Origin of the sequence: Streptomyces sp. JH34 (assembly GCF_029428875.1) — a bacterium.
GTDB lineage: Bacteria > Actinomycetota > Actinomycetes > Streptomycetales > Streptomycetaceae > Streptomyces.
In genome coordinates this window covers 2,472,178-2,497,663 of sequence record NZ_JAJSOO010000001.1, presented here as the reverse complement: position 1 = coordinate 2,497,663, position 25,486 = coordinate 2,472,178, and the positions used below count along the sequence as shown (strand labels likewise).

Below are 25,486 nucleotides of genomic sequence, written 5' to 3'. Positions count from 1 at the left end.
CCCGGTGAGTTCCCCAGATCCGCAGGTTCGCGCAGCGCGAAACCTGGCCGACCCCTCGCCCGAAAGCAAGCCCACGAAAAATTCTTCCCGAAGCCGCGGCCCCGTCGTCGCGGTCACCGGTGCCGCGACCGGCGTCGGTGAGCTGCTCACCGCCCACCTCGCCGCATCCGACCAGATCAAGCAGGTCATCGCCATCGACGAGCGCAGGGGCGACGTCTCGGAGGCGACGTGGCACGTCCTGGACGTCCGGGACCCCGCCATCGCCGAGAAACTGCGGGGCGCGGACGTCGTCGTGCACATGGCCCTCGACCTCGACCTGGAGACCGACCCCGCCGCCCGTACCGCGTACAACGTGCGCGGGACCCAGACCGTCCTGACGGCGGCCGCCGCCGTGGGTGTCCACCGGGTCGTGCTGTGCACCTCGGCCATGGTCTACGGCGCTCTGGCCGACAACGACATCCCGCTCTCCGAGGACGCGGAGCTGCGGGCCACGGCCGAGGCCACCGGTGTCGGTGACCTGCTGGAGATCGAGAGGCTCGGACGCCGGGCGCCCCGCGCCCACCCCGGCCTCAACGTCACGGTCGTGCGGCCCACGGTCCTGGTCGGCGGCACGGACACGGCGCTCACCCGGTACTTCGAGTCCCCGAGGCTCCTCGTCGTCGCCGGTTCGCGTCCGGCCTGGCAGTTCTGCCACGTCGACGACCTGGTGAGCGCCCTGGAGTACGCGGCCCTCGAGAAGATCGAGGGGGAGTTCGCGGTCGGGTGCGACGGCTGGCTCGAGCAGGAGGAGGTGGAGGAACTGTCCGGCGTGCGACGCATGGAGCTGCCGTCCGCCGTGGCCCTCGGCGCCGCGGCCCGGCTGCACCGGATCGGTCTCACGCCGTCGCCGGCGGGCGATCTCGCCTACACGATGCACCCCTGGGTGGTCAGCGTCAGCAGGCTCCACGACGCCGGATGGCGCCCCCGGTGGACGAACGAGGAGGTACTGGCGGCGCTCCTGGAAGAGGTGGAGGGGCGCCACACGGTCGCCGGCCGGCGGCTGGGCCGGAAGGACGCCACCGCCGCGGGTGCCGCGGGGGCCACGGTCGCGCTGCTCGGAACCGCCGCGCTGGTCCGGCGGGCCCGCAAGGCGCGCCGCCGCTTCTAGGCAGAGAGCCGCCCGGTCCCCTCCTGGTAGGAGACTCCAAGAGGGCGGGTGCGGCGCTGGTCGGAAACGCTGTTCCGCGATGTCGGTGCCGTGCGGCACCATGGCCCCATGGCACGCATCCACGCCCATCCCGGCGAGCAGGCTGCCCAGGATCCCATCCGGCTCCTGGACATCCGTGACACACCGCTCTCCGTCGACGAGATCTTCCGAGCGGTCGGGGACGACGCCGCGGGAGGCATGGCGCTCTTCGTCGGCACCGTGCGCAATCACGACGACGGCCAGGACGTCGGTTCCCTCGGCTACTCCTGTCACCCCTCGGCCGCCGACGAGCTCCGCCGGGTGGCCGAGAAGGTGGTGGCCGAGTACCCGGTGCGGGCGCTGGCCGCCGTCCACCGGGTGGGTGAACTGGGTGTAGGCGATCTGGCGGTGGTCGTCGCCGTGTCCTGCGCCCATCGGGGTGAGGCCTTCGAGGCATGCCGCAAGCTCATCGACGACCTCAAGCACGAGGTCCCGATCTGGAAGCACCAGCGTTTCTCCGACGGCACGGAGGAATGGGTCGGCGCCTGCTGAGCGCAAACCGTCCAGGGGGGCATCAGCCCCGATTTGCGTAACGGCACCCCTGCCGTGAGCGTTGGTCCTGCAGGTCGTTAATCTTCTGATCGTCAGTTGCGGTCGCTCATGGGGTAGGGAGGTCGTGATGGCAGCACTTGCCTGGCTGTTGATTCCGCTTATAGCCGCGCTCGGCGCGGCGATATGGGGAGGGTGGGCAGCCCGCAATCGAACGACCGGCGATGTCACCGAACTCGCCGGCTACGCCAGGTTCCGTGAAGCGATGGAGAAATCGCACTCCGGTTCCGAGGCGGTCTGAGACTCCGCGACCGTACGCAGTCGCCAATTCCGCACCGCACCCGCATCCCGCCGCACAGCCTGCGCCGCGAGGCCGCCCGGAGCTCCCGGCCCCGCCCGGATCTCCCTACGGCCGTCCGCCCCGCACGGACCGGCCCCGACGGTGCACTGACAGGCCGTTCCCGTACTGTCGTTCCATGCCACGCCGCACCGCGACGATGCTCGCCTCCACCCTCATCCTCATCGCGCTGCTCTGCGCAGGCGTGCTGATCCGCGTGCCGTACTCGGAGATGTCCCCCGGTCCGACCGTGAACACGCTCGGCGACGCGCGCGGCGAGCCGGTGCTCCACATCAGCGGGCACAAGACCTACCCGACGTCCGGGAACCTCAACATGACGACGGTCCGTGTCACCGGCGCGGACTACGACATGAACATCGTCGAGGCCGTCTACGGCTGGCTGGCCCACGACAGCGTCGTCGTGCCGCACGAGACCCTCTACCCGGACGGCAAGACGGAGGAGCAGTCGACGCAGGAGAACGCCGAGGAGTTCAGCCAGTCCCAGGAGAGCGCCAAGGTGGCCGCCCTGGAGGAGCTGAAGATCCCCGTCACCTCCCGTGTCGTGGTCTCCACGGTCGTCAAGGACAGCGCGGCCGAGGGGGTGCTGCACGCCGGTGACGTGATCAAGGCCGTCGACGGCACGGCGGTCGGGCAGCCGGAGGACGTCGCGAAGCTCGTCACGAAGCACGAGCCCGGCGAGGACGTCGTGTTCACGGTCATCCCGGCCAAGGCCGCGGCCGCCGCCGAGAAGGCGGGCAAGGAGCCCCAGGGCTCCCACGACGTCACCCTCACCACGAGGAAGGCGCCCGAGGACCCCGCGAACCCCTCGGCGGAGGACCGGGCGATCGTGGGGATCCAGGCAGGGACGGACCACACGTTCCCGTTCGAGATCGACATCAAGCTAGCCGACGTCGGCGGGCCGAGCGCCGGGCTGATGTTCTCGCTGGGCATCGTCGACAAGCTGACGCCCGGAAAGCTGACGGGCGGCAAGTTCATCGCCGGCACCGGCACGATCGACGACGACGGCAAGGTCGGCCCCATCGGCGGGATCAACATGAAGCTGGTCGGCGCGCGCGACGCGGGCGCCCGGTACTTCCTGACACCCGACGAGAACTGCTCCGCCGCCGCGTCGGACACCCCGAGCGGCCTCACCCTGGTCAGGGTGAAGACCCTCGCCGACGCCACGCAGTCGGTGGAGAAGATCCGCGCGGGGGACACGGTCGGCCTGCCGAGCTGCTCGAAGGGCTGAGGCCGGCCCCCGCCGCAGGGGGCGGGAACCGGCCGGGGATCAGCTCTCGAAGGTCGCCGCGAGTGCCTCGGCCAGCCCGGGGACCAGCCCCGCACCGGTCAGGACCTCGGTGGGGGAGTCCTTCTCGCGCAGACGCACGGCGGAGTCCCGCGCACCGTCCCGCAGCACCGCCACGGTCATCCGCACCTCCTGCCGGTCGGGGTGCTCACCGACCCACTTGGTCAGCTGGGCGTCGGTCATGCCGTCCGGCACGGACGCCTCCGCGGACGGCGGCAGCATCATCCGCTCCACGGTCATGGCGCAGCCGACCACGGCGTCGGGCCAAGCGATCGTGGCGAGGAACTCGTCCAGCGCCGTGCCGGCGGGGAGCTCCTCCTGCTCGACGGGGGTCAGGGTGGCGGTCGGGGAAGCGGTGTCGTCGAGGCCGAGCTGGGCGGCCAGACCCGGCTCGTGGGCCCGCAGCCGGGCGGTGTCGACCAGGGCGAACAGCCGGGCCGGCTGGTCCCAGCCGAGACCTGCGGCATAGGCGTCGATTTCGAGGACGGCGACGGTCAGTGGACTCGCGGCCATCGGGGGGCCTGAGGGGGAAACGTTGGGCATGCTCGACATCCTGCCTCCTTGGGCCCCGGGAACGGGAACTAGGTAAAGCCTCAGTAAGTTGCATAGGTGGGCTCTACGATCGCTGGGCCTGCTTCACACGACCGCGAACTTCGAGGTGCGCACGTTGGCTTTCCAGATGCCGGACCGCGGCGGAGGCCCGACCGGGCCACGGATCAGAGTCGGCCGCCCGTCCCGGCGCGTCCGTACCCTGCTCATGACATTGGGTGTCCTGGCGGTCCTCGCCATGGCCTTCGTCATGTTCGCCGGGTTCTGGACGGACTGGCTCTGGTACAGGTCGGTCGCGTTCTCATCCGTCTTCACCACCACCCTGTGGACCAAGATCGGGCTGTTCCTCGTCTTCGGACTGCTGATGGCCGTCGCCGTCGGCGTGAACATCTGGCTCGCGCACCGGCTCCGGCCGCCGCTGAGCGCGATGTCGCTGGAGCAGCAGAGCCTGGACCGCTACCGGATGAGCGTCGCCCCGTACAAGAAATGGGTACTGCTCGCGGTCACCGCGCTCGTGGGGCTGATCGCCGGTGCCTCCGCGTCGGGCCAGTGGCGCACGTGGCTGATGTACGTCAACGGCGTGTCGTTCGGGCAGAAGGACCCCCAGTTCAAGCTGGACGTCTCCTTCTACGCCTTCGACCTGCCGTGGTACCGCTTCCTGCTGGGGTTCGGCTTCGCCGCCGTGGTGCTGTCGCTGATCGCGGCGGCTCTGACCCACTACCTCTACGGCGGCCTGCGGATCACGAGCCCCGGTGCGCGTGCGACGGGCGCTGCCACCGGTCATCTCTCCGTGCTGCTCGGCATCTTCGTCTCGCTGAAGGCCGTGGCGTACTGGCTCGACCGGTACGGCCTGGCGGTGAAGTCCAGTGACTTCAAGGCCACGGACAACTGGACGGGCCTGCGGTACGTCGACGCCAACGCCTATCTGCCGGCGAAGACGATCCTGTTCTGCATCGCCGTGATCTGCGCGGTGCTGTTCTTCGCGACCCTCTGGCGGCGCACCTGGCAGCTCCCGGTCATCGGCTTCGGCCTGATGGTGCTGTCGGCGATCCTGATCGGCGGCCTCTACCCGGCGATCGTCCAGAAGTTCCAGGTCCAGCCGAACGAGCAGGCCAAGGAAGCCGCGTTCATCCAGAAGAACATCGACGCGACGCGGGACGCCTACGACATCGACGACGCGAAGGTCGACGACTACGAGGGCACCGGCACGACGGACGACGGCACGAAGCTGAGGGCGAACGCGGACTCAGCCGCCAGTTACCGCGTGATGGACCCGAACGTCGTCTCACCGGCGTTCCAGCAGATCCAGCAGAAGAGGAACTACTACCAGTTCCCCAAGACCCTCGACGTCGACCGCTACAAGAGTCCGGACGGCAAGGAGCAGGACACCGTCATCGGCCTGCGCGAGCTGAACCTCCAGGGCCTTCCCAAGCGGAACTGGATCAACGACCACTTCACGTACACCCACGGCTACGGCGCCATCGCGGCCCAGGGCACCACGACGGGCACCAACCCGGCGGGCTCCCCGGACTTCACCGAGTCGGGCCTGCCCACCACCGGTGATCTGGGCACGTACGAGCAGCGGATCTACTACGGCGAGAAGACCGAGCAGTACTCCATCGTCGGCGGGCCCCAGAAGGAGCTCGACTACGAGGAGGACGGCGAGAAGACCACCAGTTACAAGGGTGACAGCGGCGTCAGTCTGTCGAACGCCTTCAACCGGGCGGCGTACGCCGTGTCCTTCAGCGAGCCGCAGATCATGTACTCCGGAGCCATCGGCGACGGTTCACGGATCCTCTACAACCGCACCCCCAAGGAGCGCGTCGAGGCGGTCGCGCCCTGGCTGACCATCGACGGCGACGCCTATCCGGCGGTCGTCGAGGGTCGCATCCAGTGGATCGTCGACGCGTACACCACGACCAACGGCTACCCGTACGCCTCGCGGACGACGCTCGGTGACACCACGGCCGACTCGCTGACCACCAACCAGCGGGCGGTCGTCGCCCAGCAGAACCAGGTCAACTACATCCGCAACTCGGTGAAGGCGACCGTCGACGCGTACGACGGCAAGGTCAAGCTCTACGAGTGGGACACCGAGGACCCGGTGCTCAAGACCTGGCGCAAGGCGTTCCCCGGCACGGTGGAGCCCCGGGCGGACATCCCGCAGGAGCTCATGGACCACCTGCGCTACCCGCAGGACCTGTTCAAGGTCCAGCGGGAGCTGCTGACGCGGTACCACGTCCAGAACCCGGCGCAGTTCTACAGCGGCAGTGACGCCTGGCAGGTGCCGGACGACCCGACCAACAAGGAACCCGGGTCCGTCCCGCCGTACTACCTGAGCATGAAGATGCCGGGCCAGGACACCCAGAAGTTCTCGCTGACCACGACCTTCACCCCGAAGGGGCGTCCCAACCTCGGGGCGTTCATGGCGGTGGACGCGGACGCGGCCAGTAAGGACTACGGCACGATAAGACTGCTGAGGGTCACCAGCACGGTCAAGGGACCGGGCCAGGTGCAGAGTGAGCTCAACGGCAACGACGACGTCGCGGAGTTCGTGAGGAACCTCAAGGGCACCGACTCGGACATCGAGTACGGCAACCTGCTGACCGTGCCGCTCGACGGGGGCTTCCTCTACATCGAACCGGTCTACACGCGCGGTGGCACGCAGAACTATCCGCTGCTGCGCAAGGTGGCCGCCTCGTACGGTTCGAAGATCGTCTTCGAGAACAGTCTCGGGGAGGCGCTCAACGCCGTCTTCGGGGTCGAGGGCGACACGACGACGCCGCCGGACGAGCCACCGGGTGACACCACGGAGCCACCGGCCACCGGGGACGCGGCTCTGAAGAAGGCCATCGCGGACGCACAGAAGGCGTACACGGCCGGTGAGGCGGCTCTGAAGGAGCAGGACTGGGAGGCCTACGGCAAGGCCCAGGACGACCTGCAGAAGGCGCTGGAGCGGGCCGCGGCGGCCCAGCCCAAGGCGGGCGGCTCCTCGGGCACCGAGGGCGCCGAGAAGCCGGCGGGCGACGACCAGGGCAGCTGAGAAAGGTCCACCCCGCGTCGTGGTAGGGTTTGAACACAACGACGCGGGGTGGAGCAGCTCGGTAGCTCGCTGGGCTCATAACCCAGAGGTCGCAGGTTCAAATCCTGTCCCCGCTACTGGAAGGTGAAGGCCCGGATCCTTTGGGATCCGGGCCTTTGTCATGCCGCGAGACGTTTTTCAAGTTGTCGGAGTGAAGTGCGGTTCGCGGGGCACGAGTTGGTGCCAACCGTGTTTCACTTGTCTCTCTGTGGGCATGTCGACAAAACGCTGAAGTGACCTTACTGGCCGCGGTATTCCAGGTGTACGCGGGTTGCGGGTGGTGCGACGATGGTATTTATGGGGGACAGGGCAACTCTGTTGAAGACAGGGCGGTTTGTGCAGCGAAGCGGCCGGACGACGGAAAACGTGGCAGATGAGGCTTTCGCCGCTGCCCTGGCCGGGACCGCTGACATCGCCGACGGCACCCGTGAGGTCGCCGTCCTCGCCGCGCGGACCGCCGGCACGACCCGTGCCGCCGGCACGCGCACCGAGGGCATCGGGCGCGCCGGGAGCAGGGGCGCCGGCGACAGCACGGACACCACCGACACCGCGGACCACGCCGACGAGACCGAGGCGCGGCACCGGCGGGCAGCGGAGGCCGGCGACACGGCCTCGATGAGCGTGCTGGGCGCCCTGCTGCTGCGTCGCGGAGACCTGGACGGAGCCGAGGCCTACCTGCGCGCGGCCACCGCGGAGGGCGACCGGGCGGCGGCCAACAACCTCGGAGTGCTCCTCCACCAGAGGGGATACGCGGACGAGGCGGCGGGCTGGTGGCGGATCGCGGCCGTCGCCGGCTCCGCGGCGGCCGCGCACGCCCTGGGGCGACACTTCCGGGAGCGCGGCGACGAGCCCGGTGCCGAGTACTGGCTGTGCCAGTCCGCTGAGCAGGGCCACGCACTGGGCGCGTACGCACTGGCCGATCTGCTGGAGCACCGCGGTGACGCCGGTGCCGAGCGCTGGCTGCGCGCCGCCGCCGAGCAGGGGCACCGGGAGGCCGCGTACCGCCTGGCGCGGATGATCGAGCGCAACGCCGTCGGCGACGCGCACGACGCCTTCGGCCTGGGCCGTGTCGTGGGCGAAGACCGCCGGGTGCTGGACGCCGGTGCGTCGGTGAAGCGGGACAGCCCGGTCGCGGGCCCCGATTCCGGCCGGGTCGGCGAGGCCGAGCAGTGGTACCGCCAGTCCGCCGCGCGCGGTCACCGTCGCGCCGCCCTGCACCTCGGCGCGATTCTCGAACAGCGCGGCGAGCTGAAGGAGGCGGGCCGCTGGTACCTCACCGCCGCGAAGGACGGCGAGCCCCGGGCGGCCTGCGCCCTCGGATTCCTGCTGCGCGACGCGGGCGACGAGGAGAGCGCCGCCGTGTGGTGGCTGCGCGCCGCCCAGGACGGCGACGGCAACGCCGCCAACGCGCTGGGCGCACTGCACGCGGCCAGGGGTGAGCAGCAGACCGCCGAGCGCTGGTACCGCGCCGCCATGGACGCCGGTGACGTCAACGGCGCGTACAACCTGGGCCTGCTCTGCGCAGCCCAGGACCGGATCCCGCAGGCGGAGCAGTGGTACCGCCGGGCCGCCTACGCCGGGCACCGCGAGGCGGCGAACGCGCTGGCCGTGCTGCTGCTCCAGGCCGGCGACGCCACCGGTGCCGAACCCTGGTTCTCCAAGGCGGCGGAGGCGGGCAGCGTGGACGCCGCCTTCAACCTCGGCATCCTGCACGCCGGACGGGACGAGGACCGCACGGCGCTCGGCTGGTACCAGCGGGCCGCGGCGGCCGGGCACACCGATGCGGCGCTCCAGGTCGGCATGGCTCTGCTGCGGGACGGGGACGAGCGGGAGGCCGAGCGCCATCTGCGCTGCGCCGCCGGTGGCGGCAGCGCCGAGGCCGCCTTCCGGCTGGCCGGCGTCCTGGATCTCCGGCAGCCGGCCCCCGGCTCTCCCGCGCTCGGGGAGGCGATGCCGGACAAGACCGAGTGCGAGGAGTGGTACGAGAGGGCGGCCGAGCAGGGGCACCGCCGCGCCCAGGTCAGGGCCGGGATGCTCGCGGCCGCCCGAGGAGACATGACGAGTGCCGCGCGCTGGTACCGCGAGGCCGCCGAGTCGGGCAGCCGTAACGGAGCCTTCAACCTCGGGCTGCTGCTGGCCCGTGAGGGCAGCGAGCGCGAGGCGGCCCTGTGGTGGAGCCGCGCCGCCAACGACGGTCACGGCCGGGCGGCCCTGCGGCTCGCGCTGCTCGCGGCCCGCCGGGGCGAGCTCACCGAGGGCCAGCGCTGGTGTGCCCGGGCGGTCGAGCTGGGCCCGGCCGAGGTGACCGAGCGTGCCGCGCGTCTGCTGGAGGCGCTGCACCAGGAGCTCACCGCCTGACCGCGAAGCGGCCGGTTCGCGGTCGGGACGGCGGACCGGCGGATCCCCCGCGCCGCGTCGTCGGTGCCCGGAGGGGTACGGGTGCCCAGCCTCCGGCGCGGACAGTGCGGCCGGCGCTGCACGGGTACCCCGCGTCGTGTCGGTGCCCGGCGTCCTGCGGGCGTCCGGGCAATGAATTTGCTCCGGTCGGCAAAGGTGTCGTACTGTTGCACTCACAACGACGCGGGGTGGAGCAGCTCGGTAGCTCGCTGGGCTCATAACCCAGAGGTCGCAGGTTCAAATCCTGTCCCCGCTACTGAAGACAGAGGCCCGGATCCTTCCAAGGATCCGGGCCTCTGTCGTATGCCCGTGCAAAGACAGGGGCCCGCGCGGCAGGCGCGCGGTGTCCTCCCTCAGGCCGTGGCGGCGCAGTTCGGGCAGATGCCGCGATAGGTCACCTCGACGTCCGAGACGGTGAAGCCGAAGCGCTCGGCGTCCGGCAGGTCGGCCATCGGGTTGCCCGACGGGTGCACGTCCCGGATCGCTCCGCAGCGCCCGCACACCAGGTGGTGATGGGGGCGGTGGGCGTTCGGGTCGTACCGCTTCGCCCGGCGGTCGGTGGAGACCTCGATGACCTCACCGAGGGACACCATCTCGCCCAGCGTGTTGTACACGGTGGCGCGGGAGATCTCGGGCAGTCGCTCGACGGCCCTCGCGTGGACCTCGTCCGCCGTCAGGTGCACATGGTCCCCCTCGAGAACCTCGGCCACCACGCGCCGCTGGGCCGTCATGCGCCAGCCGCGTCCACGAAGTCGTTCCAGGAGGTCACTCATGGGGCCAAGCCTAACAGTGGGCAGGCCGAGTCCCGAGTAGGTGTGACTTTAGATGACAGATTGACTTGGACTAAGTCCATTGTAGGATCGGCAGCGAACTGGCCAAGGACAGGCTGCGGCCGAGAACAGACCGCGCGGGGAAGACGCTGCGCGAACATGACGCAGGAGGCGCGCGTGACTCAGGGACCGCTCACCACGGAGGCCGGCGCTCCGGTGGCCGACAACCAGAACAGCGAGACGGCGGGCCCCGGCGGACCGGTTCTCGTACAGGACCAGGCGCTTCTCGAGAAGCTGGCCCACTTCAACCGCGAGCGCATCCCGGAGCGCGTCGTCCACGCCCGCGGTGCCGGTGCCTACGGCACCTTCACGCTGACCCGGGACGTGTCGCGGTGGACCCGGGCGAAGTTCCTCTCGGAGGTCGGCAAGCAGACCGAGACCTTCCTGCGCTTCTCCACCGTCGCCGGCAACCTCGGCGCCGCCGACGCGGCCAGGGATCCCCGTGGCTGGGCGCTGAAGTTCTACACCGAAGAGGGCAACTACGACCTCGTCGGCAACAACACCCCGGTCTTCTTCGTCAGGGACGCCATCAAGTTCCCCGACTTCATCCACACCCAGAAGCGCGACCCGTACACCGGCTCGCAGGAGGCGGACAACGTCTGGGACTTCTGGGGACTCTCCCCCGAGTCCACGCACCAGGTGACCTGGCTCTTCGGCGACCGCGGCATCCCGGCGTCGTACCGCCACATGAACGGGTACGGCTCGCACACCTTCCAGTGGAACAACGAGGCCGGCGAGGTCTTCTGGGTCAAGTACCACTTCAAGACCGACCAGGGCATCAAGAACCTCACCACCGAGGAGGCCGTCCGCCTCTCGGGTGTCGACCCCGACAGCCACCAGCGCGACCTGCGCGAGTCCATCGAGCGGGGCGAGTTCCCCAGCTGGACCGTGCAGGTGCAGATCATGCCGGCGGCCGAGGCCGCGGAGTACCGCTTCAACCCGTTCGACCTCACCAAGGTGTGGCCGCACGAGGACTACCCGCCGGTCGAGATCGGCAGGCTGGAGCTCAACCGCAACCCGGAGAACGTCTTCGCGGAGGTCGAGCAGTCGATCTTCAGCCCGGCGCACTTCGTCCCCGGTATCGGCCCGTCCCCGGACAAGATGCTCCAGGGTCGTCTCTTCGCGTACGGCGACGCCCACCGCTACCGCGTCGGCATCAACGCCGACCACCTTCCGGTGAACCGCCCGCACGCCACCGAGGCGCGTACCAACAGCCGTGACGGCCACCTGTACGACGGCCGTCACAAGGGCGCCAAGAACTACGAGCCGAACAGCTTCGGAGGCCCTGCCCAGACCGGCCGGCCGCTCTGGGAGCCCGTTCCCGTCACGGGCGGCACGGGCAACCACGAGGCGCCGCTGCACGCTGAGGACGACGACTTCGTGCAGGCCGGGAACCTCTACCGGCTGATGTCCGAGGACGAGAGGGCCAGGCTGATCGACAACCTCGCCGGATTCATCTCCAAGGTCTCGCGCGACGACATCGCCGAGCGCGCGGTCGGCAACTTCCGTCAGGCCGACGGAGACTTCGGCAAGCGGCTGGAGGCCGCGGTCCAGGCCCTTCGCGGCCGGTAGTCCTTGCCGTCGGCGGTGGGCCGGATTCCCCGGGTCGTCCGGGGGGTCCGGCCCGCCGTCGTGCGTGAGGTGGCGGGGGTCAGAGCGTCACGTCCGCGGCCCGCCGCCTGACCGGCGCCCAGCACCTGATGATGTCGCGCACGGAGACGATGCCGACCGGGCCGTCGCCGTCCAGCACGATCAGATGCCGGAAGCCGCCGTGCGTCATGGCTGCCGCAGCCTCCTCCAGGGTCCAGGCGGGAGAGGCGAAGACCACGTCCGTGGTGGTGTGGGTGGACGCGGTCTCGGCGTCGGGATCCAGCCCGGCCCCCACCGCGTCGAGGATGTCGCGCTCGGTGAGGATTCCGAGGCCGCAGGTGTCCGGGTCGTGGACGACGGCCGCTCCGACGCGCCGGGCCGACATCAGCCGGGCCGCCTGGCGGAGCGTGTGGGCCGGCCCGATGGTGAGAACCAGCGTGCTCATGGCGTCGCGGACGAGCATGTGGGGAGCCACCTCCTGGGAAAGTGACCTGTGGAACGGCCTCCGTGCGGCAATTCACAAGTTCACAAGTGGGGGGACTCCCAGAGTCGCACCACGGAGGGGGCCGGACAAGGGTCCTACGCCTAGTAGCGCTGGTTGAGATAGCCCAGCAGTTCCTCGTGCAGCAGGCCGTTGGACGCCGCCGCGTTGCCGCCGCCGGGGCCGGACACCCCGTCCAGGCTGGTGAACCGCCCGCCGGCCTCCTGGACGATGATCGCGTTCGCCGCCATGTCCCACAGGGAGAGCTCCGGCTCCGCGCAGATGTCCACCGAGCCCTCGGCGACCATCATGTACGGCCAGAAGTCCCCGTACCCGCGGGTGCGCCAGCAGGCACGCGTCAGATCCATGAAGCCGTCGAGCCGGCCCTGCTCCTCCCAGCCGGTCATCGAGGCGTAAGCGAACGAGGAGTCGGCGATCCGCTCCACCTTCGACACCCGCAGCCGCGTCGCGGACGTCAGACTGCGGCCGGAGAAGGCGCCGGCGCCCTTGGCCGCCCACCAACGACGGTTCAGTGCGGGGGCGGACACCACACCGACCACCGGCTGGAAGCCGTCCTCGCCCGCCTCCATCAGCGAGATCAGCGTCGCCCATACGGGGACACCGCGTACGTAGTTCTTGGTGCCGTCGATCGGGTCGACGACCCAGCGCCGCGGACCGGTGCCCTCGATCCCGTACTCCTCGCCCAGGATCGCGTCGCGCGGGCGCGCCCGGTGCAGGTGCCCCCGGATCAGCTCCTCCGCGTGTTTGTCCGCCTCGCTCACCGGGGTCATGTCCGGCTTGGTCTCGACCTTGAGGTCCAGAGCCTTGAACCGGTCCATCGTCGCCGCGTCGGCGGCGTCCGCCAGTACGTGGGCCAGGCGCAGATCATCGTGGTAGTCGGGCATGCCGTCACAGTATCCACAGCCACCCGGCCGGGCTACACGGCCCCGCGCGGGTCCGGCCCTCCCCACACCGGCGTGCGGGCCGTGCGCGGACCCTTGACAGGGTGTTCGGGCGCCTCAACTCTGACGCGCGGGTCCCCGGCGTGGGAGGCGACGATGCCCACAGCGCGAGAAGCGCTGCTGGACTCCGCGCACTCGGCGCTCACCACGCTGGCCTGGACCGCCGTACGCATGGCCGACGTGGCGGCCGGTGCCGGGGCTCACTGCGCCGAACCGGACAGCTGCAGACCGATCACACCGACGATCACCAGCGAGATCGACACCAGCTTGAGCGTGGAGACCACGTCGTCGAGGAAGACCATCCCGTAGATCGCCGTGCCCGCCGCTCCGATGCCCGTCCACACCGCGTAGGCCGGGCCGACGTCGAGCTTCTTGAGGGCCAGCGTGAGCAGACCGAAGCTGCCCAGGGCGAACGCGCAGAACGCCACCGTCGGCCAGAGGCGGGTGAATCCGTGCGAGAGCTTCAGACACACGGCGAAGCCGGTCTCGAGCAGTCCAGCGACCACGACCAGCAACCACGCCATCGTCAGGTGCCTCCCACGTAGGTGACGTTCGTCCCGCTTGCGCGATTATGCCCTTACCAGTCGTGGGAGGCCGCAAACGTGCGGCGGGCGGCCCGGCCGCCCGCCGCCCTGCCGTGGTGTCTCAGTCGCCCTCGCGCCGCTCCCGCGTCGCCAGGAGCCTGCGCAGCGAGTCGAGCCGTGCCGGGTCCGCGTGTCCCGCGGTGACCCACGCGTCCAGCGCGCACTCCGGCTCCTGGCCGTCATGGGTGCAGCCGCGCGGGCAGTCCTCCGTGCCCGGCTGGAGATCGGGGAAGGCGTTGATGACCCGCGAGGGGTCGACGTGGTGCAGCCCGAACGACCGTACGCCCGGGGTGTCGACGACCCAGCCGCGGCCGTCCGGCAGCGGCAGGGCGAGCGCCGACGTGGTGGTGTGCCGGCCGCGACCGGTGACGGCGTTGACCACCCCGGTCGTCCGCCGCCGGTCCTTCGGCACGAGAGCGTTGACCAGCGTCGTCTTGCCGACCCCGGAGTGCCCGACGAAGGCGGTGACCCGGTCGTTCAGCAGTTCGCGCACACGGTCGGCGGCGTCACCGTTCTCCAACTCCTCGCGACTGGTCACGATGTACGGGACACCGAGCGGGGTGTAGGCATCCAGGAGCTTGTCCGCCGAGGCCAGATCCGACTTGGTCAGCACCAGGAGCGGGCTGAGCCCGCCGTCGTACGCCGCGACCAGGCAGCGGTCGATCATGCGCGGGCGGGGCTCGGGATCGGCGAGCGCGGTGACGATGGCCAGCTGGTCGGCATTGGCGACGACCACCCGCTCGAAGGGGTCGTCGTCGTCCGCCGTGCGGCGGAGGACCGACGTGCGCGTACCGATCCGCACGATGCGGGCCAGGGTGTCCTTGTCGCCCGAGAGGTCACCGACGAGGGAGACCCGGTCGCCCACGACGGCGGCCTTGCGGCCGAGCTCGCGGGCCTTCATGGCCGTCACCGTGCGGTCGTCGACGAGGCAGGTGAGCCTGCCCCGGTCGACGGTGAGGACCATGCCGTCCTCGGCGTCCTCGTGCTTGGGGCGGGTGTGGGTGCGGGGCCGGTTGCCCTTGGGGTTGGGGCGGACGCGGATGTCGTCCTCGTCAGGATTCTTCCCGTAGCGGCGCATGCCCTCAGACCCCGCGGCTTCCCGCGGAGGCGCCGAGCGCTCCGGGTGAGACGCCGACGGCGCCGGAGGGTTCCCCGAGCATGCCGGTCCACATGTCCGGGAAGTCCGGCAGGGTCTTGGCGGTCGTGCCGACGTTCTCGATCTCCACCCCGGCGACGGCGAGGCCGATGATCGCGCCGGCGGTGGCCATCCGGTGGTCGTCGTACGTGTGGAAGGTGCCGCCGTGCAGCGGGCGGGGCGTGATCCGCAGGCCGTCGGCGGTCTCCGTGACGTCACCGCCGAGACCGTTGATCTCCTTGGTGAGTGCCGCGAGCCGGTCCGTCTCGTGCAGCCGGAGGTGGGCGACGCCGCGCAGGGTGGACGGGGAGTCCGCCAGGGCGGCGAGGGCGGCGATGCCCGGCGTCAGCTCACCGACCTCGCTCAGGTCGACGTCGATGCCGTGGACCGAGCCCGTGCCCGTGAAGGTCAGGCCGCGCTCGGTCAGCTCGCACGCGCCACCCATTGCGGTGAAGATCTCACGCAGCGCGTCACCCGGCTGGGTGGTCCGCAGCGGCCAGTCGGGGACCGTGACCCGGCCGCCCGTCACCAGCGCGGCGGCCAGGAACGGCTGGGCGTTGGAGAGGTCGGGCTCGACGGTCAGGTCGCGGCCCAGCAGCGCGGAGGGGGAGACGCGCCAGACGTCCGGCTCGCCGCCGGTCTCCGGCTCGTCGACCTGGGCGCCGACCGAGCGCAGCATGTCGACGGTCATCCGGATGTGCGGCATGGAGGGCAGGGCCGAGCCGGTGTGCCGCACCTCCAGGCCCTGGTTGAACCGGGGGGCGGAGAGCAGCAGGGCGGAGACGAACTGTGAGGACGAGGACGCGTCGACTGACACCGGGCCCCCGTCCAGCGCGCCCGCGCCGTGCACGGTCAGCGGCAGGGCCCCGCGGCCGTCGTCGTCGATCCGGGCGCCCAGGGACTTCAGCGCGTCGATCACGCCGTGCAGGGGCCGCTCGTAGGACCGCGGGTCGCCGTCGAAGTGGACGGGACCGTCCGCGAGACAGGCCACGGGCGGCAGGAAGCGCATGACCGTACCGGCGTTGCCGACGTCCACCCGGGCCGGACCGTGCAGGCCCGCGGGGATGACCCGCCAGGCCTCGCCCGAGCCGTCGGGGCCCACGCCCTCCTCGATGCCGACGCCCATGGAGCGGAGCGCCTGGGCCATCAGGAGGGTGTCGCGGGAGCGCAGTGGACGGCGCAGCCAGCCCGGCTCGGAGGACAGTGCGGCGAGGACCAGCGCCCGATTGGTGACCGACTTCGATCCGGGCACGGTGACGGTCGCGTCGACGGCCCCGGTCGCTCGGGGGGCGGGCCAGAGGGCGGGGTGCACGGAACTTTCGGTCATGCCCCTCACTTTAGTGGCTCTCCGCAAACCCAGATCCTCAACAAAAGGGCGGAAACCAGGGCGTAATACAAGGGTGGTAGAGGCGGCCCGCCGACCGCACCCGGGTACGAGTGCGTCCGGCCCTCACAGTCCGAGGAGCCAGCGTCCGCCACCGATCAGCGAGCTGAGCGACACGGCGTGGAAGAGGAAGAGCCAGATGGCGGCCGGTGCGTGCGTCAGCCGGGCGAGCTGGTCGGCGTCGGAGTCGGGGGCGCCGCCGTACCGGCGCTTGGACTGGAGCTCGAAGGCCGGGCGCACGCCCCCGAGCAGCAGGAACCAGACCACCGAGTACGCGAACGCGGACTGCACGTCGGCCGAGGTCAGCCACGACACCAGCAGGAACGTCGTCCCCGTGACGATGACGGTCAGGGCTCCGTAGAGGTTGCGGATCATCACCAGCATCACCGCCAGCAGAGCGGTCGCCAGCCACAGGAGCAGCGTGATCCGGCCGTTGGTCAGCAGCCAGGCACCGCCCAGCCCGAGCAGCGGGGGCGCCGTGTAGCCGGCCGCCGCGGTGAGGATCATGCCGATACCCGTCGGCTTGCCGCGGCTCACGGTGAGGCCGCTGGTGTCCGAGTGCAGCCGGATGCCGGAGAGCCGGCGCCCGGTGAGCAGGGCGACCAGGCCGTGCCCTCCCTCGTGGGCGATGGTGATCGCGTTGCGCGAGAGCCGCCATATGAGGTTGGGCACCACGGCGACGAGGGCCGCCGTCGCGGTGACGACCACCAGCCACTGCTCGGGGGCGGGCTGGGTTCCGAAGACGCGATCCCACAGATCGCCCAGGTCGGTGCTGTCCATGGTGCGGGCGGCTCCTTCAGGTGCTCGAGGGATCTGCGTCCACTCGACTGGTGGGTCGTGGCAGTCTGGCACTTATGTGCGGACGGTATGCAGCGAGTCGGCGGCCCGAGGACCTGACCGGACTCTTCGGCGTGGAGAAGTGGGAACCCACGGAGACCCTGGAGCCCGACTGGAACGTCGCGCCGACCAAGGAGGTCTACGCGGTTCTGGACCGTCCTGTGAAGGACGCGGACGACCGGCGGCCGGTTCGCCAGCTCCGCACCCTGAAATGGGGGCTGGTGCCGTCCTGGTCGAAGTCGCCCGAGGGCGGCGCCCGCATGATCAACGCCCGTGCGGAGACCGTCCACGAGAAGCCGTCCTTCCGCCGGCCCTTCGTCTCACGGCGCTGCATCCTCCCCGCCGACGGCTACTACGAGTGGGTCACCGGGGCCGACGAGCGGCAGCTGGAGGAGAAGAAGGGGAAGAAGCGGCCCCGCAAGCAGCCGTACTTCGTGACACCCGCGGACGGTTCGGTCTTCGCCATGGCCGGCCTGTACGAGTTCTGGCGCGACCGGACGCTGCCCGACGACCATCCGCAGGCCTGGTGGGTGACCTGTTCGGTGATCACCACCGAGGCGGAGACGGCCCCGCTCGCCGTGGCTCCCGCCGAGGGGCCCGCCTCGCTGTCCGACATCCACCCCCGGATGCCGCTGATGCTCACCCCGGACCGCTGGGACGCCTGGCTCGACCCCTCGCGCACCGACGTCGACGAGCTGAAGTCGCTCCTGGAGCCGCCGCCCGGCGGGCTGATGCGCGCCTATCCGGTGGCCACCGCAGTCAGCAACGTCCGCAACAACGGCCCGGAACTCCTGGAGGAGCTGGCCGCGCCCGAGGTGGGCACGCTCTTCTGACTTGGCAGGATGGGCACCGTGAGCCGAACCGCGGGGACAGCGAAGAAGACCGAGAGCGTCGGCACGGACGCCGGGGAGGCCAGGATCACCTGGATCCCCGCGAAGAACGCGCGGCTGGTGCTCGCCGTAGGCCACGGCGCCGGCGGCGGCATCGAGGCGCGCGACCTCCAGGCACTGGCCGCCGTGCTCCCGGGCCGCCGGGTGACCGTGGCCCTGGTGGAGCAGCCGTGGCGGGTGGCGGGCAAGAAGCTGGCACCGGCGCCCAGGACGCTGGACACCGGATGGCGGGGGCTGTGGCCGGCCTTGACCGCTCCGGGGCTTCCCGTCGTCGCCGGTGGCCGCAGCGCGGGCGCCAGGGTGGCCTGCCGCACGGCCGCGGAACTCGGGGCCCGCGCGGCGCTGGCCCTGAGCTTCCCGCTGCACCCTCCGGGCAGGCCGGAGAAGTCCCGCGCGGACGAACTGCTCGGCGCGGGCGTGCCGACCCTCGTGGTGCAGGGCGGCCGCGACCCCTTCGGACGGCCGGAGGAGTTCCCACCCGGCGGCCACGGACTCGTCGAGGTGCCGTACGCGGATCATGGTTTCGCCGTGCCGAAGAAGGCACCGCTGACCCAGGATCAGGCGATGGACGTCCTTGCCGGGGCGGTCGCCGGATGGCTGGACGGACTCTCCTGACGACGTAGCCCCGCTCACACTCCGCGCGCCCGCCGGAGCACCGGGAATGCGCCGTGAGGGGCGGCTGTTGTGGCTGGTGTCGGCACACCGCCGATGTCGGTACAACGCCGTCGTACGTGGAGAGGGAGTCCGTCGCATGGGTTCGACCATCTGCCCGAGCCGCTCGAGCGCCGCAGATCTGGAGTGGACGGTGCTTCATGCGGCCAGGAACACCCCGGCGCGCGCCCCGGGCGGAGCCGATCGACAGCCCGCGCAGAAGCAAGGTCGACTATTCTCCGATGCGAGCGGGTCCGGTTTCGGTTCCGCCACATCGTTGGAGGAGGTGGGTCCGGTCACTGGGACCGACACAGGGACCGACGACGGCCGTGCGCAGGAGACGACTGCCGAGCGCAACGCCCGCTTCGAGCGGGACGCCCTCGGATATCTGGACCAGATGTACTCGGCCGCGCTGCGCATGACGCGCAACCCCGCGGACGCCGAGGACCTGGTCCAGGAGACGTACGCCAAGGCGTACGGGTCCTTCCACCAGTTCCGTGAGGGCACGAACCTCAAGGCGTGGATGTACCGCATTCTCACGAACACCTTCATCAACTCGTACCGCAAGAAGCAGCGTGAACCCCAGCGGAGCGCCGCCGAGGAGATCGAGGACTGGCAGCTGGCGCGTGCGGAGTCGCACATGTCGACCGGGCTGCGCTCGGCGGAGTCCCAGGCGCTCGACCACCTGCCGGACTCCGACGTGAAGTCCGCGCTGCAGTCGATCCCCGAGGAATTCCGCATCGCCGTGTATCTCGCCGATGTGGAGGGCTTTGCCTACAAGGAGATCGCGGACATCATGGGGACACCCATCGGTACGGTGATGTCCCGGCTGCACCGGGGACGCCGCCAACTGCGCGGCATGCTGGAGGACTACGCGCGCGAGCGCGGGCTCGTCCCGGCCGGAGCCGGTGAGTCGGACGAAACGAAAGGCTCGGCCTCATGAGCTGCGGAGAGCCGCACGAGACGGATTGCTCAGAGGTTCTCGATCATCTCTACGAGTTTCTCGACCATGAGATGCCCGAGGGCGACTGCACCAAGTTCGAGGTGCATTTCGAGGAGTGCTCCCCGTGCCTGGAGAAGTACGGCCTGGAGCAGGCCGTGAAGAAGCTGGTCAAGCGCTGCTGCGGACAGGATGACGTCCCGTCCGACCTGCGCTCGAAGGTGATGGGCCGAATCGATCTGATCCGCTCGGGACAGGCCGTGCCCGAGCAGGACGTCGCCGTGGGCGGCGCCGACCGTCCGGCCGCCGCCGCGGAGTGACGGCCCTCCGCCGCCCGCACTGAGCGCAGCGCCGGCCCCCGTGATTTCACCCGAATGTGCTAATCCGGCCCGTTCGGGCCCTGGCCGACACCCAGCTCGCTAGCCTGGCGCCTCCATCGACCAGGCTGGGGGCGGGCGGTACAGGTGAGGGGCATATCGGGGGCGGCGCGCGCCCACATCCTGTGCGCGGCCCTCTGCGCCGTGCTCTGCGCCCTGCCAGCGCTGGCTCCCGGGGCCCACACCCCCTGGGGCACGCTCGGCCTGCTCGCGGCGCTCTACCTGGTCTGTGAACTCCCCGGCCGCTGCCGCCTCGTCGGCGGCTCCGTGCCGGTCGGTCCCGGATCGTTCTTCCCCCTGCTGCTCGCGGCCGCGTTCCTGCTGCCCCCGTCCGCTGCCGTCCTCGTCGCGGTGCCCGGATCGCTGGTGGGCCGTGTGGAGCGCCCGCCCGCCGCGGCCCGCCGGATCTGGCGGGCCGCGCAGCTCGCCCTGACCGCGGGGGCCGCCTCCTGGACGTACGCGTTCCTGGGCGGCCCCGCCACGCTCGGCGGCGTCGCGGGGGGCACCCTGCCCGACTTCCCGTACGCCCTCGTCCCCGCCTGCGGCACCGCGCTCGTGTTCAGTCTCGTGCTGGCCGCGCTCGACGGCGGGATCCTCGTCACGGCCGAGCGCGTGGCTCTCAGGCACGCCTGGAGCGGGCTGCCGGCCCGCTCCGTCGGACCGCACCTGGTGCACGCGCTCGCCGGGCTGATGATGGCCGTCCTGTGGCGCAGTTCCTACGGGCCGCTGTCCGCGCTGGTCGTCCTGCTGCCGATGTACATCTCCTGCTGGGTCTTCGCCCAGTACCACCGCCGGCACGCCGCCCACCGCAACACCATCAGGGCGCTGGTGCAGGCGGTCGACATCAAGGACGGGTACACCCGGGGCCACAGCGAGCGCGTGGGCCGTGCCTCCGAGCTCATCGCCCGTGAACTCGGCATGGAGGAGAGCCGGATGGAGGCTCTCCGCTTCGCCGGCATCCTGCACGACGTCGGCAAGCTGGGCGTCCCGACGCGGGTCCTGCGCAAGGACGGCCCGCTCACCCCGGAGGAGCGCCGCGTCATCGAGCTGCATCCGGAGTACGGCCACGAGATCGTCCGGGGGATCGGCTTCCTGGACGAGGCGCGCGCCGCGATCCTGCACCACCACGAGCGCCTCGACGGCAGCGGTTACCCGTACGGTCTCGCAGGTGACCGCATCCCGGAGTTCGCCCGGGTCGTCGCTGTCGCGGACGCCTTCGACGCGATGACCTCGACGCGCTCCTACCGGCGCGGCCGGCCCGTACCGGCGGCCGTCGAGGAGCTGCGGCGCTGCGCCGGGAGCCAGTTCGATCCGCGCATGGTGCGGGCCCTGGCACGCGCCCTGGACCGCCACGGCTGGTCCGCCGCGGCCAACACGGTCACCTCGGACGAGGGACGGACCGGTCTGCCGCGGCAGCGGGCGGCCGCCCGGCCGCCCGCCACGGGGCCCGCGGACCGGCCGGGACAGCCGCGGTGACCCCGGTCCACCCGCAGCCGGCCGTCCTCGCCGTCCGCGGCGCCGCGCTGGTCCTCGCGGTCGTCGCGCTCGCGCACACCCTGTGGAACGGTGTCGTGGAGCCCGGCCACGCCCTCGCCTTCGGGATCCTGGTCACCGTGGGTGAGCTGGCGCGCTGGGGGGCCCTGCCCGGGGAGCGCGAGCCCGCGCCGCTGGGGGCGGCCGGGGCGCTCGCGTACGCGCTGCTGGGGCGCAGCGGCGGACAGGACACGGCGCACGGGGTCCTCCAGGTGGTCACCGTCGTCGTCGCGGCGCAGCTGCTCGCCTCCGTGCCCCATGTGGCGCGCGGCAGCGGCCCCGGGCCCGACCAGGCTGCCCGCCGCGTGCTGGCCGTGGCCTTCGCCGCCCTGTGCTTCCAGCCGCTGCACCATTCGGGCCGCTCGGAGCGCTGGTTCGGCGAGGGGCCCTACTTCGCCCTCTTCCTGCTCGTGCTGCTGGTTCTCACCGCCCTCTGCGACGCGGTTCTCGCGGCCGTGACGGCGGGGACGCCCCGTCCGTTCGGGCCGCGGCTCCGCGACGAGCTCCGCGCGCTCAGCGGTATCGGCTCGGCGGTCGGCGCGACCGGTGCCGTGATGGCGCTCGGGGTGGCCGTCGCGGGGCTGTGGGCCCTGCCCGTGCTGTGCGTACCCCTGCTGCTGACCCAGGTCTCGTTCCGCCGGTACGCCGCCGTCCGCACGACGTACCGGCAGACCATCGCGTCGCTGGCCCGGTCCACGGAGATCGCGGGTTACACGCCGCACGGGCACGCCCGCAGGGTGGCCGATCTGGCGACGGCCGTCGGGCGGGAGCTGGGGCTCCCCGGCCCCGAGCTGACCGTCCTCGAGTACGCGGCGCTGATGCACGACATCGGGCAGCTCTCCCTGGTCGACCCGGTGGCCGACGGGGCGACCACGGTCCTTCCGGCCGCCGAGCAGCACCGGATCGCCCTGCTCGGCGGGGCGGTGGTCCGCCTGACCGGTGTGGATCCGGCGGTCGCCGTGGTGGTGGAGCAGCAGGCCGATCCGTACCGGGAACAACAGACCGCCGCTCGAATCGTCCGTGCGGTCAACGCGTACGACGACCTGTGCGGGGAAGGCGTCAAGGGGTCCCTGGGGGCTCTGGAGCAGCTCAGGCTCGGCACCGGCCACGACTACCAGCCGCAGGTGGTGGAGGCGCTGGCCAGAGTCCTGGCGCGGGGCGGTCTCACCCGGGTCGGTACGGGGTAACCCATGGGTAATGAGCGAGCGTCCGGCCGGGCATGGTTGGATGCGAAGAGAGTGGAAAACGAGGGTGTCCAGTCGGGACAGGCGGGAATCGTGAGGATCTTCGGGAAGGTACGGCATCGGCCGTCCGCCTCTTGGCGGCAGGCCACGGACCGCGCGTTCACGCTGATCGGCGACGGCCGGTACGAGGACGCGGGGGCGCTGCTGACGCGCGCGGCGGACCTGGAGCCCTGGCTCTCCGAGTCCTGGTTCAACCTCGCGCTGCTGCACAAGTTCCGGCACGACTGGGAACAGGCGAGGGCCGCGGGCCTGCGCGCCGTCGCCCTGCTCGACCGGGAGTCCGGAGCCCCGGACTGGTGGAACGTCGGAATCGCCGCCACCGCGCTGCAGGACTGGCCGCTGGCACGCCGGGCCTGGCAGGCCTACGGGCTGAAGGTACCGGGCAGCGGCCAGCACAACGCGGCGGCCAACAGCGAGCCCACGGGCATGGACCTGGGCAGTGCGGCCGTGCGGCTCTCGCCCGAGGGCGAGGCCGAGGTCGTCTGGGGGCGCAGGCTCGATCCGGCGCGCCTGGAGGTGCTGTCGATCCCGCTGCCGTCCTCGGGGCGGCGCTGGGGCGAGGTCGTCCTGCACGACGGCGTGCCGAACGGAGAGCGGGTCACGGCGGCCGGGCCGTCCTTCCCGGTCTTCGACGAGATCGAACTGTGGGCGCCCTCTCCGGTCCCCACCTGGGTGGTGCTCCTGGAGGCCGCCTCCGAGGACGACCGGGACGCGCTGGAGCAGCTCGCCTCGGACGCCGGCTTCGCCGCCGAGGACTGGTCGTCCTCCGTGCGGCTGCTCTGCCGCGCCTGTTCGGAGAGCCGCATGGAGAGCGACGAGGGTGACGGCGAGCACCTGGACCCGCACGACCACAGTGAGCCCGGACACCCCGGGCCCCTGGGGCACCGCACCGCCGGCGACCTGTGGGTTCCGGAGCGTGAATGCGGGATAGCGGCCCCCGCGGGGCTGGTGCGCGGTCTGCTGGACGGCTGGGTGGCGGACAGCCCTGACAGCCGTGAGTGGCGGGATCTGGAAGAAGTCTGCTGAGCGGTGCCCGTAGGCTGTACGGGCACCGATTCCGGTGCGGGTACTCACGGACTCAGGGTTGCAGGAAGGCGAACGGCGGACATGTCGCAGCAGGAGACGGACGAGCGGACCGGTGTGGACGACGAGGGATTCCTCGTGGACACCGAGGACTGCGAGGCGCGCGAGGCGGCGCACCGGGAGCGCGGCACCTCCCGCCCCATCACGGTGGTCGGCAACCCGGTCCTGCACAAGGAGTGCAGCGACGTCACGGAGTTCGACGACGAACTCGCGCAGCTGATCGACGACATGTTCGCCAGCCAGCGGACGGCGGAGGGCGTCGGCCTGGCCGCCAACCAGATCGGCGTGGACCGCAAGGTCTTCGTCTACGACTGCCCGGACGACGACGGGGTGCGGCACGTCGGCGCGATCTGCAACCCGGTGCTGGAGGATCTGGCCCCGGAGCAGCGCAACCTCGACGACTCCAACGAGGGCTGCCTCTCCGTGCCGACGGCGTACGCCGCGCTGGCGCGGCCCGACTACGCGGTCGTGCGCGGCCAGGACGCCCAGGGCAATCCGGTGAAGGTCCGGGGCAGCGGCTACTTCGCGCGCTGCCTCCAGCACGAGACGGACCACCTGTACGGCTACCTGTACATCGACCGGCTCTCGAAGCGGGACCGCAAGGACGCGCTGAAGCAGATGGCCGAGGGCACCCCGCGCTACGAGGTCGTCCCGAACGACTGATCTCCTTGCCGGGAGGGGCTCCGCCACCGGCGGGGCCCCTCCCGGCACGCGCCGGTGCCACGGCTGCGAGTGATCGTCAACGGGCGTTCTCCTGGGCGTAGTTGACGCGCGTCGACTCCTGGGACAGGCTCACCCCTACGCCCACCTGTTCACCTCATCGTGCAGGGAGACCCCCATGCTCAGACGTACCGCACATCTTCTGCTCGGGCTTGTCATGACCATGGCCTTCGCTATCGGAGGGGCCGTCGTCACGGCGGGCACCGCGCAGGCCGACGGCTGCTACACCTGGAGTCGCCCCCTGTCGCAGGGTGCCACGGGCACCGACGTCACCCAGCTCCAGATCCGGGTGGCCGGCTATCCCGGGTACAACTCCGTCCTGGCCGTGGACGGTTCGTACGGCCCGGCCACCACGGCAGCCGTCAAGCGCTTCCAGTCCGCCTACGGCCTCGCGGCGGACGGGGTCGCCGGCCCGGCCACGCAGGCCAAGCTCTACGCGCTCCAGGACGACGACTGCACCCCCATCCACTTCACCTATCCCGAGCTGAACACGTGCAACAGCACCTGGGCGGGCGGGGCGGTCGCGGCGGGGACGGCCAAGGCCAACGCCCTGAGCAGCATGTGGAAGCTGGAGGCGCTGCGCCACGCGCTCGGCGACCAGTCGATCCGGGTCACCAGCGGTTTCCGGTCCACCTCCTGCAACTCGGCGGTCGGCGGAGCGACGAACAGCCGCCATCTGTACGGTGACGCCGTCGACCTCGGTTCCGGGCCGCACTCGCTGTGCACCATCGCCAAGCAGGCCCGCAACCACGGCTTCAACGGGATCCTCGGCCCGGGTTACGCCGGCCACAGCGACCACATCCACGTGAACCAGGGGCCGAACCACTTCTGGTCCGCCTCCGGCTGCGGCATCTGACGGC

General features: G+C 71.2%; 24 protein-coding genes and 2 tRNA genes. 18 read left to right on the top strand and 8 right to left on the bottom strand.

The annotated features are described in order from the left end of the window. The first annotated feature begins 4 nt into the window (after positions 1-4). From LWJ43_RS10770 to LWJ43_RS10755, 4 genes are all read left to right on the top strand, one after another. Entirely contained in the window at positions 5-1,147 is a 1,143-nt protein-coding gene (locus LWJ43_RS10770) for an SDR family oxidoreductase (RefSeq protein ID WP_277332059.1), read from the top strand. Positions 1,148-1,255: 108 nt separating this feature from the next. Then, complete coding sequence (locus LWJ43_RS10765) at positions 1,256-1,717, top strand: molybdenum cofactor biosynthesis protein MoaE (protein WP_277332058.1); 462 nt, start codon at positions 1,256-1,258, stop codon at positions 1,715-1,717. Between the two features lie 127 nt (positions 1,718-1,844). Further along, the gene (locus LWJ43_RS10760; protein WP_014048224.1) at positions 1,845-2,015 is read left to right on the top strand and encodes a hypothetical protein; all 171 of its coding nucleotides are present in this window, start codon (positions 1,845-1,847) and stop codon (positions 2,013-2,015) included. A gap of 175 nt (positions 2,016-2,190) precedes the next feature. Further along, complete coding sequence (locus tag LWJ43_RS10755; RefSeq protein ID WP_277332057.1) at positions 2,191-3,300, top strand: YlbL family protein; 1,110 nt, start codon at positions 2,191-2,193, stop codon at positions 3,298-3,300. Between the two features lie 39 nt (positions 3,301-3,339). Here LWJ43_RS10755 and LWJ43_RS10750 read toward each other — a convergent pair whose 3' ends face one another. Further along, positions 3,340-3,909: a PPA1309 family protein gene (locus tag LWJ43_RS10750; protein ID WP_277332056.1), complete on the bottom strand. Its 570-nt coding sequence runs from the start codon at positions 3,907-3,909 to the stop codon at positions 3,340-3,342. 127 nt (positions 3,910-4,036) lie between these two features. Between LWJ43_RS10750 and LWJ43_RS10745 the strand changes: the two genes are divergently transcribed. The 4 genes from LWJ43_RS10745 (at position 4,037) to LWJ43_RS10730 (ending at position 9,641) form a co-directional block, all read left to right on the top strand. Next, on the top strand, positions 4,037-6,949 hold the full coding sequence (locus tag LWJ43_RS10745; RefSeq protein WP_277335859.1) for a UPF0182 family membrane protein: 2,913 nt from the start codon (positions 4,037-4,039) through the stop codon (positions 6,947-6,949). A 42-nt stretch (positions 6,950-6,991) separates the two neighbouring features. After that, a tRNA-Met gene (locus LWJ43_RS10740) sits at positions 6,992-7,065 on the top strand. 211 nt (positions 7,066-7,276) lie between these two features. After that, a complete protein-coding gene (locus tag LWJ43_RS10735) occupies positions 7,277-9,346 on the top strand; it encodes a tetratricopeptide repeat protein (protein WP_277332055.1) in 2,070 nt (689 codons plus the stop codon). Positions 9,347-9,567: 221 nt separating this feature from the next. Continuing rightward, positions 9,568-9,641 (top strand) — tRNA-Met (locus tag LWJ43_RS10730). A gap of 97 nt (positions 9,642-9,738) precedes the next feature. On the opposite strand, the gene LWJ43_RS10725 is transcribed toward LWJ43_RS10730, so the two are convergent. Continuing rightward, positions 9,739-10,158, bottom strand: a complete 420-nt coding sequence (locus tag LWJ43_RS10725; RefSeq protein ID WP_037828427.1) for a Fur family transcriptional regulator — start codon at positions 10,156-10,158, stop codon at positions 9,739-9,741. 156 nt (positions 10,159-10,314) lie between these two features. On the opposite strand from LWJ43_RS10725, the gene LWJ43_RS10720 reads away from it, so the two are divergent. Continuing rightward, positions 10,315-11,787 (top strand): catalase, encoded by a 1,473-nt coding sequence (locus LWJ43_RS10720; RefSeq protein WP_277332054.1) that lies wholly within the window; start codon positions 10,315-10,317, stop codon positions 11,785-11,787. 79 nt (positions 11,788-11,866) lie between these two features. On the opposite strand, the gene LWJ43_RS10715 is transcribed toward LWJ43_RS10720, so the two are convergent. The 6 genes from LWJ43_RS10715 to LWJ43_RS10690 all read right to left on the bottom strand — a co-directional run bounded on the left by LWJ43_RS10715 (position 11,867) and on the right by LWJ43_RS10690 (position 17,131). After that, positions 11,867-12,268 (bottom strand): CBS domain-containing protein, encoded by a 402-nt coding sequence (locus LWJ43_RS10715; RefSeq protein ID WP_277332053.1) that lies wholly within the window; start codon positions 12,266-12,268, stop codon positions 11,867-11,869. A 122-nt stretch (positions 12,269-12,390) separates the two neighbouring features. Further along, positions 12,391-13,191 carry a histidinol-phosphatase gene (gene hisN / locus LWJ43_RS10710; RefSeq protein ID WP_277332052.1) on the bottom strand — a complete coding sequence of 267 codons (801 nt, stop codon included), beginning with the start codon at positions 13,189-13,191 and terminating at the stop codon, positions 12,391-12,393. Between the two features lie 257 nt (positions 13,192-13,448). Further along, positions 13,449-13,772, bottom strand: coding sequence for a DMT family transporter (locus LWJ43_RS10705; protein WP_014154170.1), 324 nt, complete (start codon positions 13,770-13,772; stop codon positions 13,449-13,451). Between the two features lie 121 nt (positions 13,773-13,893). Further along, on the bottom strand, positions 13,894-14,910 hold the full coding sequence (rsgA, locus tag LWJ43_RS10700) for a ribosome small subunit-dependent GTPase A (protein ID WP_277332051.1): 1,017 nt from the start codon (positions 14,908-14,910) through the stop codon (positions 13,894-13,896). Positions 14,911-14,914: 4 nt separating this feature from the next. Then, entirely contained in the window at positions 14,915-16,294 is a 1,380-nt protein-coding gene (aroA, locus tag LWJ43_RS10695) for a 3-phosphoshikimate 1-carboxyvinyltransferase (RefSeq protein ID WP_277332050.1), read from the bottom strand. 123 nt (positions 16,295-16,417) lie between these two features. Continuing rightward, complete coding sequence (locus tag LWJ43_RS10690) at positions 16,418-17,131, bottom strand: M50 family metallopeptidase (protein ID WP_277332049.1); 714 nt, start codon at positions 17,129-17,131, stop codon at positions 16,418-16,420. Between the two features lie 74 nt (positions 17,132-17,205). On the opposite strand from LWJ43_RS10690, the gene LWJ43_RS10685 reads away from it, so the two are divergent. The 9 genes from LWJ43_RS10685 (at position 17,206) to LWJ43_RS10645 (ending at position 25,482) form a co-directional block, all read left to right on the top strand. Then, positions 17,206-18,021, top strand: a complete 816-nt coding sequence (locus LWJ43_RS10685) for an SOS response-associated peptidase (RefSeq protein WP_277332048.1) — start codon at positions 17,206-17,208, stop codon at positions 18,019-18,021. Positions 18,022-18,030: 9 nt separating this feature from the next. Further along, the gene (locus tag LWJ43_RS10680; protein ID WP_462100873.1) at positions 18,031-18,693 is read left to right on the top strand and encodes an alpha/beta hydrolase family protein; all 663 of its coding nucleotides are present in this window, start codon (positions 18,031-18,033) and stop codon (positions 18,691-18,693) included. Positions 18,694-19,015: 322 nt separating this feature from the next. Beyond that, positions 19,016-19,672: a sigma-70 family RNA polymerase sigma factor gene (locus tag LWJ43_RS10675; protein WP_030123667.1), complete on the top strand. Its 657-nt coding sequence runs from the start codon at positions 19,016-19,018 to the stop codon at positions 19,670-19,672. Beyond that, positions 19,669-19,989 carry a mycothiol system anti-sigma-R factor gene (gene rsrA / locus LWJ43_RS10670; protein WP_277332046.1) on the top strand — a complete coding sequence of 107 codons (321 nt, stop codon included), beginning with the start codon at positions 19,669-19,671 and terminating at the stop codon, positions 19,987-19,989. The genes LWJ43_RS10675 and rsrA overlap by 4 nt, the downstream gene beginning before the upstream one ends. Before the next feature lie 144 nt (positions 19,990-20,133). After that, entirely contained in the window at positions 20,134-21,522 is a 1,389-nt protein-coding gene (locus tag LWJ43_RS10665; RefSeq protein WP_277332045.1) for an HD-GYP domain-containing protein, read from the top strand. Then, on the top strand, positions 21,519-22,766 hold the full coding sequence (locus LWJ43_RS10660) for an HD-GYP domain-containing protein (protein ID WP_277332044.1): 1,248 nt from the start codon (positions 21,519-21,521) through the stop codon (positions 22,764-22,766). The genes LWJ43_RS10665 and LWJ43_RS10660 overlap by 4 nt, the downstream gene beginning before the upstream one ends. 90 nt (positions 22,767-22,856) lie before the next feature. Beyond that, a complete protein-coding gene (locus LWJ43_RS10655; RefSeq protein WP_277332043.1) occupies positions 22,857-23,849 on the top strand; it encodes a tetratricopeptide repeat protein in 993 nt (330 codons plus the stop codon). Positions 23,850-23,930: 81 nt separating this feature from the next. Continuing rightward, positions 23,931-24,569 carry a peptide deformylase gene (gene def / locus LWJ43_RS10650; protein ID WP_277332042.1) on the top strand — a complete coding sequence of 213 codons (639 nt, stop codon included), beginning with the start codon at positions 23,931-23,933 and terminating at the stop codon, positions 24,567-24,569. A 175-nt stretch (positions 24,570-24,744) separates the two neighbouring features. Next, a complete protein-coding gene (locus tag LWJ43_RS10645) occupies positions 24,745-25,482 on the top strand; it encodes a D-Ala-D-Ala carboxypeptidase family metallohydrolase (protein WP_277332041.1) in 738 nt (245 codons plus the stop codon). The last annotated feature ends 4 nt before the right edge of the window (positions 25,483-25,486 follow it).